This is a genomic window from Delftia sp. S65 (genome assembly GCF_016516495.1).
Classification (GTDB): Bacteria; Pseudomonadota; Gammaproteobacteria; order Burkholderiales; family Burkholderiaceae_C; genus Comamonas; species Comamonas acidovorans.
Genome location: NZ_JACVUR010000030.1, coordinates 16,173 through 31,806, shown reverse-complemented (window position 1 = coordinate 31,806; position 15,634 = coordinate 16,173). Strand labels below are relative to the sequence as shown.

General features: G+C 60.2%; 10 protein-coding genes and 1 pseudogene. 4 read left to right on the top strand and 7 right to left on the bottom strand.

Going from position 1 to position 15,634, the window contains the following annotated elements:
* Window positions 1-10: 10 nt before the first annotated feature.
* From IAE24_RS20985 to IAE24_RS20975, 3 genes and pseudogenes are all read right to left on the bottom strand, one after another.
* Window positions 11-635, bottom strand: a pseudogene (locus IAE24_RS20985) (tyrosine-type recombinase/integrase).
* 195 nt (window positions 636-830) lie between these two features.
* Entirely contained in the window at window positions 831-3,203 is a 2,373-nt protein-coding gene (locus IAE24_RS20980; RefSeq protein WP_199961117.1) for a hypothetical protein, read from the bottom strand.
* Window positions 3,204-3,271: 68 nt separating this feature from the next.
* A complete protein-coding gene (locus tag IAE24_RS20975; protein WP_199961118.1) occupies window positions 3,272-4,432 on the bottom strand; it encodes a YobI family P-loop NTPase in 1,161 nt (386 codons plus the stop codon).
* Window positions 4,433-5,066: 634 nt separating this feature from the next.
* On the opposite strand from IAE24_RS20975, the gene IAE24_RS20970 reads away from it, so the two are divergent.
* Window positions 5,067-6,002 carry a BRO-N domain-containing protein gene (locus tag IAE24_RS20970; protein WP_199961119.1) on the top strand — a complete coding sequence of 312 codons (936 nt, stop codon included), beginning with the start codon at window positions 5,067-5,069 and terminating at the stop codon, window positions 6,000-6,002.
* Between the two features lie 143 nt (window positions 6,003-6,145).
* On the top strand, window positions 6,146-6,268 hold the full coding sequence (locus IAE24_RS30615; protein WP_013802932.1) for a hypothetical protein: 123 nt from the start codon (window positions 6,146-6,148) through the stop codon (window positions 6,266-6,268).
* A gap of 39 nt (window positions 6,269-6,307) precedes the next feature.
* Here IAE24_RS30615 and IAE24_RS20965 read toward each other — a convergent pair whose 3' ends face one another.
* Both IAE24_RS20965 and IAE24_RS20960 read right to left on the bottom strand, forming a co-directional pair.
* Window positions 6,308-6,592, bottom strand: a complete 285-nt coding sequence (locus tag IAE24_RS20965; RefSeq protein WP_071955187.1) for an immunity protein Tsi6 family protein — start codon at window positions 6,590-6,592, stop codon at window positions 6,308-6,310.
* A 160-nt stretch (window positions 6,593-6,752) separates the two neighbouring features.
* Window positions 6,753-8,912: a methyl-accepting chemotaxis protein gene (locus IAE24_RS20960; protein ID WP_199961120.1), complete on the bottom strand. Its 2,160-nt coding sequence runs from the start codon at window positions 8,910-8,912 to the stop codon at window positions 6,753-6,755.
* 255 nt (window positions 8,913-9,167) lie between these two features.
* On the opposite strand from IAE24_RS20960, the gene IAE24_RS20955 reads away from it, so the two are divergent.
* Together IAE24_RS20955 and IAE24_RS20950 are read left to right on the top strand one after the other, a co-directional pair.
* Entirely contained in the window at window positions 9,168-10,031 is an 864-nt protein-coding gene (locus IAE24_RS20955; RefSeq protein WP_199961121.1) for a LysR family transcriptional regulator, read from the top strand.
* A gap of 96 nt (window positions 10,032-10,127) precedes the next feature.
* Window positions 10,128-11,285: an agmatine deiminase family protein gene (locus IAE24_RS20950; protein WP_199961122.1), complete on the top strand. Its 1,158-nt coding sequence runs from the start codon at window positions 10,128-10,130 to the stop codon at window positions 11,283-11,285.
* Between the two features lie 412 nt (window positions 11,286-11,697).
* Here the strand turns inward: IAE24_RS20950 and IAE24_RS20945 are convergent, their stop codons facing one another.
* The gene (locus tag IAE24_RS20945) at window positions 11,698-12,351 is read right to left on the bottom strand and encodes a response regulator transcription factor (RefSeq protein ID WP_199961123.1); all 654 of its coding nucleotides are present in this window, start codon (window positions 12,349-12,351) and stop codon (window positions 11,698-11,700) included.
* A gap of 18 nt (window positions 12,352-12,369) precedes the next feature.
* Window positions 12,370-15,630, bottom strand: coding sequence for a hybrid sensor histidine kinase/response regulator (locus tag IAE24_RS20940; protein ID WP_199961124.1), 3,261 nt, complete (start codon window positions 15,628-15,630; stop codon window positions 12,370-12,372).
* Window positions 15,631-15,634 lie beyond the last annotated feature (4 nt).

The window sequence follows — 15,634 nt, the reverse complement described above, 5'->3', positions numbered from 1 at the left end:
ACTGAGCACCTCAGATTTCCGTCTGCTCTGAGATTTCTAGGGCGTCATCAACCTCGATGCCCAGGTATCTCACTGTCGACTCGAGCTTGGAGTGTCCTAGAAGCAGTTGAACCGCCCTGAGATTTTTGGTGCGCCGGTAAATCAGCGTTGCCTTTGTTCTGCGCACAGAGTGCGTGCCGTACTCTGCCCGGTCCAGGCCGAGCTCCTCTACCCAGTACCCGAGGATCCGAGCGTACTGTCGGGTGCCCAAATGAGGCGACTCGTGCAGCCGGCTGGGGAACAGGAAGTCCTCGGACTTCAGGCGCGCCTGCTTGATCCAAACCTGCAATACGTCCTTCGTTGCTTGAGTGATTTCGAACTGGACTGGACGCCGTGTCTTCTGCTGCATGATGATGGCGCGCGTCGCCACCTGATCGCCATGGCACACGTCCCGAACCTTGAGTGCGACGAGGTCATAGCCGCGCAGCTTGCTGTCGATACCTAAGTTGAACAGGGCGAGTTCACGAACCCTGCCGCCCATCTGGAGCCGAACGCGCAGCGCCCAAATTTCCTTGAGTTTGAAGGGCACCTTTTGTGCCAACGAGCTTACCCTTGTTCCATGGCTCGCGCTGAATGAAGTTGCCTGTGGGTCCCATGATGGTCTCCCATCGATTAAAGGGCTCTACAGGATGCACTCCTCAACGGACCGAACTCGCCGCGTTGCAGGGGCTTCACGCTGGCTACGCGGGAATTTCCGACGTCGGCTGATTGGCGTGCGTGTGAAATGTCAGTCTCGGCCAGAAGCGGAAATTAGTAACGGCTGTTCTGCACCTGATCTTTGGAGCCTATTTTTAACTCCTAAAAAGGTTAACCTTTATATCCTTGTCAAAGTAAGGATCCTCACTCCATGAAGAAATAATATTCCTTGATTTGAGCCACTGTACTAAATTTCGATTTTCCAAGTTGTTTTTCAACTTCGGCTTGGCATATCCTGTTTTAATCTCTGAATATGGTCGAGGCAAATTGGCCAAGACATGACGCACTTCATCAGGCAACAAAAGATTATGATATTTGTTGAAAAGTGAAATTTGTATTGCTATAGGCCGAGAATTTATTACCAAGGACTGCACAGCGCTCCCGCTAATATTTGACAAATTGAAGTCTACGTTATAAATAATTGGACCTACCAGTGCTGATCGATCAGAAAGTTTCTCGAGCAATTCTAGGTTCATCAATTTAACCACCTCGATTTTTTCTGTGTCATCAACATCGGATTGTAGAAGCTCCTCTCGAAAGTCGTCGTCAATTGCAGGTATATCGGGATTGGCCAGATATTTTTTTATATTAGTCGCAACGAATAGTACCTGCAGATCCTTGCTCGCCGCGAGTGCTTCGAAGTTTTCGTTGCTGAAGGCAATCTTTTCCTTAGATATCAAAATCCGAAGCTTGACTGGCTCCAGTCCTGTAGGCAGGCTCTCGAATAAGCTCGGTAAAGCATTAACATATTCTTCGTAAGCAGCATCTGACAGCGAGCCTGCCTTGATGAGGAACTCACGCAACTCGAATGACTCCGGTTCACTTGGCATAGGGTGTCGCAGAATAGCCGATCTAACTGAAGGCAGGTCAAGATACGCGATTAGGTCATCTTTATTAAAGCCACTAGACTTAATGAAATCGAGACAGTTCGTCCAGGTTGCTTCAATTGCATTCAACTGGAAAATTATTGCGTGCAATCTCTCGGGCACATCTTCAAGACCTGGTAGTCGGGCTGTCTGTCTTCCAAGAAATGCCTCAATATCACTTTGATCGATGTCATCTCGACCAAGAATGTACAGAATAGCAGAAACATCCTCTTCTGAATTCTCTTGTATCGATAAAATAATATTTTTTAGATAACTATTAAAATCACGCTCCACTCTATTTATCAAAGCTACGTCATTCGTTGAACGAATAGTGGTAAAATTTCTCAAGCGCATTGGCTCGATATCACGATGACCAAGAATTTCTTTGTAGACATACTCCAGATTCGCTATGGTCAGCCCGTACCGCCCCCTCTGGAACATAAAGCGCACAATTTCCGAATGCTCTTTGATTGCGGCTAGATCTCGGATATCGAGGTCAAAGCATTCTAGTCGCTCAGGAGCCAAATCCGGCGAATGTAGCAGAATTTCTGGAAGGTGTTCACCTACGAAATCTGACAGCTCGGCAAAGTTCCTAGCAAGTGTCTTAAGTGAGCCTGCGGGCAGATTCACAATGATTTGGGTAACGTGGTTAATATTTTTAGAGCTAGCAATGGCAGACGGGACAAAATTGTTCCAAGCGTTGGACAAGCCCAAGAGAAGCTCTGGAACATGAAAGCCACTTGCGTAATAAGTATTAAAGAAGTCTTGGCAGATCTCAAAATTAGATGAAAGACACTGGAAAAGCTTCTGTAATTGGTCAGGATAAATTTGATGCTCAGCAAGAAGGCTATCAACGATTTTAACGTTCAAGACATAGCTCTGTCTGAAGTCCTCATTACGCATAGCCGCTATGACCTCTTTAGGATTGTCGAGCGGGAAGTTGGGCTCAGGCGTGACGAATGCCCGTATTCGAATTAGAAACTTATTATCATTGGGCGACAAACGCCCCAAGTGAAAGAGGGAGGTGTACTGATAGTATGTGTCATCGAGATGGCCTTCCAATATCAAAAATCGGGCAAGCTCGCCGTTCTCTTCAAAACCATTGAAAAGCTCATTAATCCTATCGGAATTTAAACGCAACAGCTTATTGAGCTTAGTCATCCGAATTGTCGAGATCTCTATTCTGAGTTCGTTTATTCGATTCAGCACCTTGCTCTTATTTTCAACCCCTTTGCTTTTGATCTCTTCCTTGCGTTGTTCATAAGATTTTTGAGAGTCAATCCCGGATTGAAATTGTGGAATATCAATTCGATTCGCTCCATGATAGGCATTGGAATAATATAAACGCGACGTAGCAATCAGGTTCTCGAACTCTTCGTTAGCTGCTAGCTGAGGAAGCGCAATCAAAGAGCCTTGATTAATGCCCACTTGGGTCGCTCCCGCGGGAAGGTTCTCGATCAGCGCCATCGCATAGATTTTGCGCAGTTCCATCAGATCTGCAGGGGTCTGTCGCTCAGCTACATCCAATCGCTTCTCAAGTTCCTCGATCTCAGCCTTGCATTTCGTTTCCGCGTCCTTGATGAGGTAGTCTTGATGACTCATTATTTTGGCGAGATTTCCCGCACCTCGGTGCAGTTTTTCGAAGTCCCTTGGATAAACATTCTTATAGATTAAAATCGCAAGAAGCTTATTGGCGTCAAGTAGATTATCTCCAAATTGGCCACATAAATGGCGTACTCATTAAATATACTCTGAATTAGCCTCAGATCATTCAGGTAGCGAGAGACCTCTCGAAGAAACTGTCGATCAAGGCGTTCATCCAGCGCAAGTCTTCTTCCGTGCGCCAAAACCATATCGATCGAATTCGAGGTATTTATAATCGGTATTACAGGAGTTATAAATTCGAAAAACTTGGTTCGATCTGTGTTGATGAACATGTCATCGCGCAGGGCGTAGAGGAACCTGACGGTCCGTCTTACACCCGAATTTCCATTCACCAGGCTATTAATTTCGCGCAGAGTGACGAAAATTTCCGCGTCGTTAAATCGGTCTAGGTCCTCGATGATAACGAGGTCGTAGCTGGTCGACTGGAAGAAGTATAGTATTTCATCTAAATGACGATTAAGTATTGATGTTTGGTCATCATGCGCAGGCTTTATCTCGACATCCTTCAACGAAATACTCTTGAGTGAGAGACCGAAGCTAGCAACATAGAGATGATGCAGCGCCATCCACAGAAATAATGCCGCGAATGCGCAAACTGCTAGCTTGAATCCACTACTGGAATCCAGTGGGTTAATAAAGGAGCCGCTTACAATATCCGACCGCCGATCAAAAACATAAAATAGAGCAAGTATGCCGAGTGTTATAAAAAATGATTTTATTATTGATAAAGCACTGGGCGACTGAATTCGCTTGAATCTTGATAGTGGTAGCTTGTTCGCGTCGGCACCATACAGCATCTGCTGCAGGATGCTTCTCTCAATCTCTTGGCGACTTACCTTGTCGCCACCTGCACTCGCCTCAGCAACGAACGCGGCAAGAGATATATGAAGCGCAGGCCTCCGATACTTCTTCAAAAATGATTGGATGATGCTGCTCTTTCCTGAGCCATAGGGGCCAGTTAGCGCAATATTCAATACCTTCGGGTTGCTCGTAGCAAACAGAAGAGCTTCGGAGTATACGCCGGCCTTGTCTGCCTCATCGGTTGGCGCAAGATCCACAAACTTTGTTTGAGCGTCATTAGAGCCATAATTACCGTCCAACCAAGACGAAAGGCGGTTGAGGTACTTGGTTAGCCCATGAACTAGAGAGAGGATGGTCTTTATCATAAGCTGCTAGACGAACTAATCATTAGAAGTCAGTTCGGTTGTTCCCTGAGTTATTAATTAATCAAGGATAGCAGCTACAAGGGCGCGAATTGCTGCTGAAAATTCTGTGTTGTTTGGGTGAGACCTTCGCAGGGTCCTTCCACTATGTTGATGCGCACGCTGAAGCTCGTCCGACTAGCGCCAGCTTTGGAAGCAGAGCCGTTGTCTGGGTGTTTCTGCTGAGCGTCGGCAACCAGCCTGAAGCCGTCGTTCAATCGCCTGCGCTGGCCTACTGCTGACACACAGGCCTTGAACAACTGATCTGCGAAGAAAGCAAAACAGGTGACGTTGCCCTCGCAATTCACTGCAAAGCCCCTCATTCAACACGTCCCTGCCCCCTCCATCCAGCACCCCTACGTAACCGCTTTGGGCAGCTCCCGCACGCCCACACCTGCTACGATCCCTCCGGTGCTCAACACACCTTCATAGGCGGAAGTCACTCCCGAAAGTCAGTGGCATTTCGCCCATACGCTTTGTCTTGCCCTGCAACCCAGGGCAAGTCTTGTTTATGGCCGGGCTGCCCGCCGCTGCATAAAGCCATTGCGGCAAAGACAGACGGGCAACCCTATGACAGTGTTGACATAGGAGGCCATTCATGGCTTTGCGATCCCTCTCCCGTGCCGTCCCCGCAGACGACATCACCCCCCAAACCCTCCACTTCGGCGACATCCCGATCCGCACGTTCTCCAAGAACGGCGTGATCTGGTTCCTGGCCAAGGATGTGTGCACCGCCCTGGGAATCTCCCGCCACAAGCTGGCCACCGGCAAGCTCGATGAGGCCCAGCGCTGCACCGTCCGCCTTGCCAGCGAGCCCGGCCGGAAGCCCAGGCGCGAAGCCGTGGCTGCCGTCAACGCGGACGGCTTGCATGCGCTGATCCAGGCCAGCCCCTCACCTGAGGCCAAGCGCTTCAGGCGCTGGGTGAAGCACAAGGTCCTGGCCAGCATGGATGCATCGGCCAAAGACCGCAAACCCAAGTACAAGACCAAGCATCCGCCCCAAAGCCTGATCCCGGGGCCTGCGCCCAAGGTCTTGCGCCGCATCCGCACCTGCGATGACCTGTCTTTCACGCGGCGCAATGCGAAGGGGGAGCGCATTCAGTGGTTTGTGCCGCCGCGCGTGAACAGCGGGCATGAGCACTACGGGATTGGAGAGATCTGGTTCAGCGAGGTGGTGGAGCTGGCGCGCCACAACCCCAGGCATGCCTATGACGCCATGCGGTTTGCGGGGCCGGAGATGGCGCGGTACTGGAACCATGGGCACCCTGACGGGTTCTTTGACCGCATGGCACGTTGGGCGCTGGGGGCCATTCTTGCCAATGCGCAGGAGCCCGTGCTGCCGTTTGAATTGCCCTGCCTGGGCTTTGCGCCGCTGGAGGGCATGGAGGCCATGCTGGCGACTGCAGCTGCGCCCCGGCCGCTGCCGGATCATGTGCAGGAGGCCATCGACAGGCAGGCCTGGCAGGAGGCGGCCGAGTGCCAGCGGCATTACTACGAGCGCCGCCGCCGTGACCTGATGGCGCGGCACGACTGAGGCGCGCGTCAAATGCCACTCCTTTACCCCAGGAGTGGCCAGCGGCTGGCCGGGAAGTGTTCCGGCGCCTTGATTCCGAAGTGGGTGAAGCCTGGTATTGCGAAGTGACCAGGGCAGGCCAGAGCACCCCGCAAAGGCGGTGGATGAGCGATGTGCCCGGCTTCATTGACCGCCGCGACTATTTCAAGACCGCCGAGATCAGCGGCAACAGCTACATCGCCAAGAGCCGCCTGGGCCGGGTGGTCTTCGAGACTCCGCTGGCGTAGCGCCAAACTACCCCCGCCATTTCCTTTGCTGGAGCGCGCTCAGGGCAAATCGATCTTCAGCCCGCGCGCGGTCTGCACGGCCACGTAGTGCGCATCCTTCAGGGCCCGGGCCAGCTCTGGATCGGTCTCGTCGAACTCCTTGACCGCAACGCTGCCGATGGTGATGTGGTGCAGCCTGGAGCGATCCAGGCCCCGGTCCAGCAGCACCGCACGCACGTATTGCAGCTGTTGCGCCAGGTGCTGGAAGACATCGTGCCCTGGCAGGGCCAGGGCACGTTGGGCCACCAGCGCCAGGGCGCGATCGATGTATTCAAGGGGCGTCAATGGGATTCAACCGGTTCATGCAGTGGCTGCAGAGCATGCCAGAGCGCCGCGGGCCCGAGAGGGCGGGCCGCTGGAGCCAGGGGCTTCAGGGGCACCAGGGGCACCAGGGGCACCAGGGGCACCAGGGGCATCAGGCTCCCCTGGCCTCACCCGATGGTTCTCAGAAACTGTCCCAGTCGTCATCGGCCGTGGAGGCCATGGCGACGGGCTTGGCGGCGGCCGTTTTTGCTGGAGCCGCAGGGGCTGCGGGCTTGGCCGCGGCAGCGCCGGGCGCCAGGGCCGGGGCACGGTGGATTGCGGCGCTGGTGGTTGGCGCGGCGCTCGCTGCGCGGGCCGCAGTCTGCAGCGGCGCACCATTGACACCCGGCAGCCTGAAGACCGAGACCACGCGCACCAGTTGATCGGACTGGTGGCGCAGGCCTGCGGCGGCGCCGGCCATTTCCTCGACCAGGGCGGCGTTCTTCTGCGTGGTCTGGTCGATGTGGGTGATGGCCTCGGCCACCTGGGCGACGCCGCTGTTTTGCTCGGCGCTGGCGTGGCTGATGTCCGAGATGAGCTGGGTGACCTTGCGGATTTCCTCCATGGCCTGCTCCATGGTTTCCCCCGCAAACGCAGCCTCCTGGTTGCCGGTGTGGATTTCGGCGACGCTGTGGCTGATGAGCTGCTTGATTTCCTTGGCGGCCTCGGCGCTGCGGCCCGCCAGGGCGCGCACTTCCTCGGCCACCACGGCAAAGCCCCGGCCATGCTCGCCCGCGCGGGCCGCTTCCACGGCGGCGTTGAGGGCGAGGATGTTGGTCTGGAAGGCAATGGAGTCGATGACGCCGATGATGTCGGCGATCTTCTTGCTGCTGGCGTCTATGCCCTGCATGGTCTGCACGACCTTGCGCACGGCCTGCCCGCCTTCGGTGACGACGCGCTGGGCCTCGCGCGTGATGCGGTCGGCCGATTGCGCGTGGTCTGCGTTGTGGGCCACGGTGGAGCCCAGTTCCTCCATGGCGGCGGCGGTCTGCTCCAGCGCGCTGGCTTCGCTTTCGGTGCGGGCGGCCAAGTCCTGGTTGCCCTGGGCGATTTCCGCGCTGGCCAGGGCCACGCTGTGGGCCTGTTCGTTCACGCTGCCGACCACGCGCGTCAGGCCCGTGCTGGTGGTGTTCATGGCTTCCAGCAGGTGGCCGATTTCATCCTGGCGGTCGCTGGCGATGCGCACGGTCAGGTCGCCATCGGCAATGGCGTAGGCCATGTGGCTGGCCTGCTTCAAGGGGCGCACGATCATGCGGCGGATGAGCCAAAACCATGCCGCCGACAGCAACAGCACGGCGCCCAGGCCCATGAGGGCGAATTGCAGGACCAGGCTGCGGGTCTCGGACACGGCTTCGTCCACGTAGGCGCTGGTGGCAATGACCCAGTTCCAGGGTGCGTATTGGCTGAAGACGACCAGCTTGTCGCGGGCCTGGGTTTCGCCCGGATTGGTCCAGGGATAGGCCATGCTGCCCTGCTTGCGGTCCAGCATGTCGCGGATGAAGAAGCGGCCATCGCCGTCCTTGGAATCGCTCATGTTCTGGCCTTCCAGGGCGGGATGCACGACCAGTTGGCCGCGCTGGGGGCCGTCTTCGGCATTGAGCACGTAGTAGTAGCCGGTCTGGCCCACCTTGAGCGCGCGGATGGAGTCCTTGAAGTGCTCCAGCAGTTGCGAGAAGTCCTGGCCCACGAAGGCGATGCCCACGGTGGCGCCGGAGGCGTCCTTGAGCGGGCGGTATTGCGTCATGTACTGGCGGCCGAACAGGTGGGCCAGGCCCATGTAGCTTTGGCCGGCCTGGATGGCGGCGTAGGCGGGATGGGCGCGGTCCAGCCGGCTGCCCAGCACGGCCGCGCTCTGGTCGCCTTTCTCGTTTTTGAGCGTGGTGGCAATGCGCACGAAGTCGCCCTGCCCCTGGGCCGCAAACACGGTGGCCACGGCGCCGGTGCTGCGCGTGAAGGCCTGCAGGTGCGCATCGTTGCCGTTGAGCGGCTGGCCGTCCAGGCTCAGCACGGGTTCGCCGCCGCTGGTGTCCAGGCTGAGCGTTCCCTGCAGGCTGCGCGCCAGGCTGTCGGCCAGGAACTGGGTGCGCTGGCGCAGCTCCTTGTCGGTGGACTCGACGAAGTTGTGCAGCATCTGGACGCCCTGCTGCATCTCGTTGTGCATTTTTTTCTGCAGGGACTTGCTCACATCCCAGGCAATGCCCAGCACCAGCAGCGCCAGGATGGCGGCGACCCAGACAAAATTGGTGAGTGACAGCTTTGCGCCCAATCCTTGGCGGCGCCAGAAACGTTGACCGATGTGCATTGATGCATCTCCTGTGCGGCGTTGTGCGCCGCTGTTGTGCGCGCACAGGCGGGGAATGCCTGCGTGCCAAGCCATGCTGACCAAAGTCAAGCCCTGGTGATTCATGGGCCGAAGCGTATCGACGCTGCCGCATGCGGGATTTGAGATGGGTCAAGGAAGTAACCAAGTGTTGCAACGACAGCGCCCGGCCATCGCGCTCGGCTTCGGCTGGGTGCGTCGACAATTCCGGTTCCACCGCTTTGTCTGCCGTGCCCCATGTCCAATGCCCGCCTCCCCTCCTTCCGGTTCCTGATCGGCTTCGAGGCCGCAGCCCGCCTGGGCAATTACTCGCGCGCGGCAGAGGAGCTGTGCATTTCCCAATCCGCCGTGAGCCACCAGATTGCGCAGCTGGAGCAGCAGTTGGGCCAGCCGCTGTTCCGCCGCAAGGGGCGCGGCGTGGAGCTGACGGTGGCGGGCCGGCTGCTGCTGGACAGCGTGGGCAAGTCGCTGGACCAGATCCGCCACGGGCTCAGTCGCATAGAGACCTACATGGACGACAGCCTGGTCACCATCGTCTGCCCCGCCCCCGTGGCCAGCGGCTGGCTGCAGCCGCGCCTGGACGGCCTGCTGCAGCGCCACCCCCAGCTGTGCCCCATCGTCTCCACCGACGAGACAGCGCGCTACATCGACGAGCTGGATGTGGACATCGCCATTACCCGCGAGCCGCTGCGGCAGACCGATGTGCTGCAGGTGCCTCTGCTGGCCGACGAGCTGGTGGCCGTGCGCGCACCCGGGCCGCACACAGGCGCCGGCCTGCTGTGCCTGGAGGAAGACCTGACCAGCGACCGCACCGGCCCCTTCATCCGCCAGCACCTGGGCCGGCTGCGCAAGACCGCCATCTACGACGACGCACGCCTGCTGCTGGACGCGGCGCTGCGCGGGCGTGGCTGCGCCGTGGTGTCGCGCCTGCTGGCGGACGAGGCACTGGGCACGGGCCGGTTGCAGTTGGTGGAAGGCATTCCACCCTTTGCGCTGGGCCGCCTGTGGATGTCGCGCATCGAGGGCGAGCCGCGCATGGCGCTGGTGCGCGAGGTGTTTGACTACCTTGTGGAGCAGGCGGTGCCGCTTGCCAAAACATGAGCGGGGTTGATTGATTGCGGCAAAAGATATCAATTTTCAGAATGAATACGGGCTCGGACAATCGCGGCATTCCCCCAAGCACCTGCTGAAGACACCATGCCTTACGCCCTTTCCCGCCGCTGCCTGCTGAACTGCCTGGGCCTGTCGCCCGTGGCGGCCCTGGCCGGCACCGCCGCCGCCCGCTCCACGGCAGCCCGTGCCGAAGGCAGCCGCCAGGACCCGGACAGCCTGGAGACCTGGCACATGCCCGACGAGGGCGAGCCGCACCAGTCCACCTGGATGTCCTTCGGCCCCAGCGAGAGGGTCTGGGGCCGCCGCCTGCTGGAGCCCGCGCGCGAGCACCTGGCCGGCATTGCGCGCGCCATTGCCGCCTTCGAGCCCGTGAACATGCTGGTGCGCGAGCGCGACTACGACCTGGCCGCGCGCCTGTGCGGCAACCGCGTCAAGCTGCATGTGCAGCCCGTGGATGACCTCTGGATGCGCGACACCGGGCCGGTCTTCGTGCGCAAGCTGGGCAGCGGCACTGGCAGCAGCAAGGGCGAACTGGCGGGCGTGGATTTCAACTTCAACGGCTGGGGCGACAAGCAGGCGCATGACAACGATGCCGAGGTGGCAGGCTTTGTCACCGAAGCCGCCAACGTGCGCTACCTGGAGACCGCGCTGGTGCTGGAGGGCGGCGGCATCGAGGTGGACGGCCAGGGCACGGCCCTCATCACCGAAAGCTGCGTGCTCAACCCCAACCGCAATCCGGGCCTGTCGAAAAGCGCCTGCGAGGCCGAACTCAAGCGCCTGCTGGGCCTGCGCAAGATCATCTGGCTGCCCGGCATTGCGGGTCGCGACATCACGGACGGGCACACCGACTTCTATGCGCGCTTTGCCTCGCCCGGCGTGGTGGTGGCAGGCCTGGACGACGACCCGGACTCCTACGACTACGCCGTCACGCGGCGCCATCTGGACATACTGCGCCAGGCCACCGATGCGCGCAGGCAAAAGCTCAGCGTGCAGGTGCTCAAGGGCCCCTCGTCGGTGCGCAGCAAGCTGGAGTCCAGGGAGTTCGCGGCCGGCTACATCAATTTCTATGTGTGCAACGGCGCCGTGATCGCCCCGCAGTTTGGCGACGCCCGCGCAGACGCCAACGCCCGCTCCCTGCTGCGCGAGCTGTTTCCCCGCCGCGAGGTGGTGCAGCTGGACATCGACGCGATTGCCGCCGGGGGTGGCGGCATCCACTGCACGACGCAGCAGCAGCCGCTTTGATGCGCGCCGTGCGGCAATAAGAATCGTCTTAACCTTGGCTGCGCAAGGCCGGGCAAGACTGGAGAGCGGTATATCGATCCGTTTTTTCCAGAAATGCAGCCAAAGAGAACGTCCCAGAAACTGTGCGACCCGTGCTACGAATTGCTGAGCAATACAAGCCTGTCAACGCCCCACCCCGGACTGAGGTTCCGCTTTTATTCACTGGAGCAGGACGCCAATTTCGTGAACTATTGCTGCGTGCATTGCCAGGCGCCCCTGGCGATGAAGACAAGCCGGCGCGGGGCACTTCTGGGGTTTCGCCTGATGCCGTCCGAACCGCACTATCGCCTGGGCGAGGGGGACGCCGAGGACGGCAGCCAGGCGCAAGGCCAGGCGCTAAAAGGGTGACCGGCTTGTGCAGCCCGCAGGCCGGTCAGTCGAAGAGATGGTGCTCGGCGCAAAAGGCCGCCAGGTCCTGGTTGCTGTCCACGTTCAGCTTGCGCATGGCGGAGTTCTTCTGGAGGCTGACGGTCTTGACGCTGCGCCGCAGCCGTGCGGCGATTTCGGTGATGGACTCACCATTGGCGAAATGCCTGAGGACTTCGAACTCGCGCGGCGAGAGGCTGTTGGCGCGCTCGGCCAGGAAAACGGACCGTTCCTGCCTGGGCGTGTCGGCCTGGAATGAGGGCGAATAGTAGCGGGCATTGAGGCGGACACACTGCAGCGCCGCCATGATCTGGGTGAGCGGCTCTTCCTTGAGCAGCACACCGGCGACGCCGGCGTCATACAGGGCCGAGATGATCATGGGGTTGGAGACGGTCGTCAGCACCAGCACCTTGACGTCCGGGAAGTGGCGTATCAGATAGTCCACGTAGCGCAGGCCATCGCCATAGACATCGTCGCCCGGCATGGAGTAGTCGGTCAGAACCACGTCCAGGGGGTTCGATCTGGCGTATTGCATCAAAGACGATGGCGTGCTGAACGTGGCCACGACCTGGAGATTGGGGTCCTGCTCCAGGAAGTCCTTGACGCCAAGCAGGACCACGGCGTGGTCGTCCACGACAGCAATGCGCAGTTTCAGTTTCATGGGATCGCAAGCAAAGGGTTAGGGCTGGGGCAATTGCGCCATCATGGCTCGAAGGTCGGCCAAGAGGTCGGCCAAAAGGACTGACAGCGCGGCCTGCAGGCCGGGCTCCCGGGTGCCGTTCGGGAGCTGGTCCTCCAGCGACTGGGTGCGCGCGGCAAGCTCCTGCATCCTGGCCAGCAGCAAGGCGCCGCGCATGCGATGCAGCGCCTGCGCGGCCAGGTCGGGCCGGCGCTCATCCAGGCCACGGGCCAGCATTGCGATGTCGTCGTTCATGCACTGCACGAAGACCTGCCGGTGCGTCTGCAGCACGTTGGGCTCCGACAGGGCCGCAGGCCGCGGGGTATCCCCCACCGGGGTATCGGCCTGGGCAGGCGCCGGACGGAGCCGCTTTTTCGGCGCGAATTTCTCCAGGGTGCGGACCAGCGTGCGCAACGGGATGGGCTTGACCAGCCAGGCATTCATGCCGGCATTCAGGCAGCGGTTTTCCTCGTCCAGCATGGCATTGGCGGTCACGCCGACGATAGGGCAGGCAACGCCCTCCGCACGCAGCCGCTCCGCCAGTTCGTAGCCGTTGAGGTAGGGCATGTTCACGTCCGTCAGCACCAGATCGTGCGGGCTGATGTCCCACAGCGCCAGCGCCTCCTCCCCATCGTCGGCGACCGTGACTTCGCAGCCCAGGCTCTCGAGCTGGCCGCGCAGCGTCACCTGGTTGACGGGATTGTCCTCGGCGACCAGCACGCGCAGATCGAACAGGGGCAGATCGGAGCCGGAGCCGGCCGAGCGCTGTGCGCCGCCGAGCACTTGTGCAATGCCCAAACCGATGCTCAGAACGTTGTGCCCGTCGATGCCCCGGTTGTCCGGCGAGGAAAGGTTCAGGTGCGGCCCCGTCCATCCGGGCGCGGGGCTGTCCGCCGGCAACAGGACGTCCAGCAGCAGTTCATCCTTGTCTGCGGCCACCGGAGCGGCGCCCGCCGCGCGGGCCTGGCCGCCCCAGCGCTGCAGCCAGGCACAGATGTTGTCCGTCAGTTCCGGGTGGGGGGTGCGCACCGCGATGCGGGCACCCTTGAGCTCGGGCGCCTCCTCCTCCTCCTGCGCGACGGTCTCCAGCCCCAGCTCGAACCAGAACCGGCTGCCCAGGCCGGGCTCGCTCCAGACCTCGATGGAGCTGGACATCATCCGGGCCAGGCTCCAGCAGATGGACAGGCCCAGGCCCGCTCCACGCGCGGTGCGGCTGCTGTTCTTGACGAGATAAAAGGGCGTGAAAAGCTCGCCATGCAGGGATTTCTCTATGCCCACGCCCGTGTCGCAGACCTCGAACACCAGCCGGACCTGGGAGGCCGTGCCCGGCACGCTGCGCAGGCGGACGATCACATGGCCGGCCTCCGTGAACTTGATGGCATTGCTGATGAGATTGCCCAGGATCTGGCGGATGCGCACCGCATCGCCCAGCACCGACTCGGGCACCTGCGCGTCCACGCAGGAAAACAGCAGCAGGCCGTTTTGCTGCGCCATGGCGGCATAGGAGCTGGTGCAGTTCTGCACCAGCTCCCGGGGATTGAACGGGGCCTTTTCCAGTTGCAACTGGCCCGCCTCGATCTTGCTGGTGTCCAGGATGTCGCTGATGATCTGCAGCAAGATGGACGAGGAGGCTTCGATACGGTCCACATACTTGCGCTGCAGCTGCGTGAGCTCGGTCAGGCCCAGCAGCTCCAGCGTGCCCAGCGCGCCATACAGCGGCGTGCGGATCTCGTGGCTCATGGTCGCCAGAAAGGTGGACTTTGCCTCGTTGGCCTCGTCCGCCGCGATTCTTGCCCGCTCCAGATTGCTCTCGATTTCTGCGCGCGCACTGACGTCGGCAAACACGCACAGCGTCACATCCTGGCCCAGGTAGCGGGTGGGCGCGTAGGCCACGTAAAGCGTTCGGCCCTGCGCGGTGACCAGCTGCTCCATGGTTCCTGCGGCCCTGGCGTGGACAATTTCATCCAGCGCTGCCCTGTTTTCCGGCGAGCCGGGGCGCAGGTAGCCATCGGCCGAGTGCAGCCACTCCTGCACCAGCGAGTTGCTGAAGATGATCTTTCCACTGCCGTAGGCCACAAGGCAGACAGCCACGGGGGCGGTTTCGATCAGCGTCCTGTTGAATTGATTGCTCTCGACGATGACCCGCTGCGCTTCCTGGGCAGGCGCAATCACCTTGCGGTTGAACCAGCGGGTATAGGCAATACCGGCCAGCAGGCTCAGCAGCAGGGCCAGCACCAGGCCGGCAGAAGGGGCGAACAGCCGGCCCTGGAAAAAGGTGGCGTAGTCCACCTGGTAGTAGCCGGTCCACCGGCCGGAGGCATCCTCGGTCTTGAGGATCAGGCCATTACGCGTGTACCGCATCCCCGCCTCGTCCACCTGCGGCACCGGGCCGGTGCCCATGAGCACGCCGAAATCCCGGTGCTCCAGCCAGAAAAGATGCCTGGGCAGCGTATGGATGGATCTTTCTATGGCGCTGATGCGCTGGCGGCTAAAAAGGATGGCGGCGTAGATCGGGCTTGTGGCGGCTTCGTCGCCGGCATCGATATGGCTTGAAAAGCCGGCTGCGACCATGCCGATCATCTTTTCCGGGAACTGGGGCGACCGGAACCAGACGATCTCCTGCGCCGGCACCGTGGAGCCGGCGCCAGGCCGGGCATCGGCGGCCCTGGCCCGCAGATGCGCCTTGACGGCGGCAATCGTGCTGTCGAACATTTCCTGCGTGACGCTCTCGTTGCCGATGGGCACGTCGATGGCCGGCACGCCGATGCTGATCGCCCCGTCCTCCTTGGTGAAGAAGGCAGCGGCTGCCGGGAAGTAGGAGCCCGCCCAGAAGGACGAATAGCCTGCGGCCAGGGAGCTGCCCAGCGAGAAAAGCCGGTCCGGGAGCGTGTCGCAGGCCGCGCGCGCAGAGCATTGCAGTGAAAAGGGAATGCCGCCGATGGCCTCGCGGCCACGGAACATGCGGTAGTCCGCCTGCGCAGGAGCGGGCACGTCGACGATGGTGGCTACTCTCTGGTCCGGCAGCGCTTTCCAGGACTCGTTGCGGCCCTTGAGCCGCCGAAGAAAGATCTCCTGCTCGTCCAGCGAGCCGACGATGGCGGAGAAGTTCAAGGCCAGGCGGCCCTGCTCCTGCTCGAAGATCCTCTCCGAGCCCCACAGCAGCACGGCGATGAGGAAGATCGCAAGGGGAAGCACTCCAAACAGTACCCGGTTCTGCCAGCGTGTGGTGCGTGTGATCTTGCTGAACGGGGAGTCGGGCATGGAC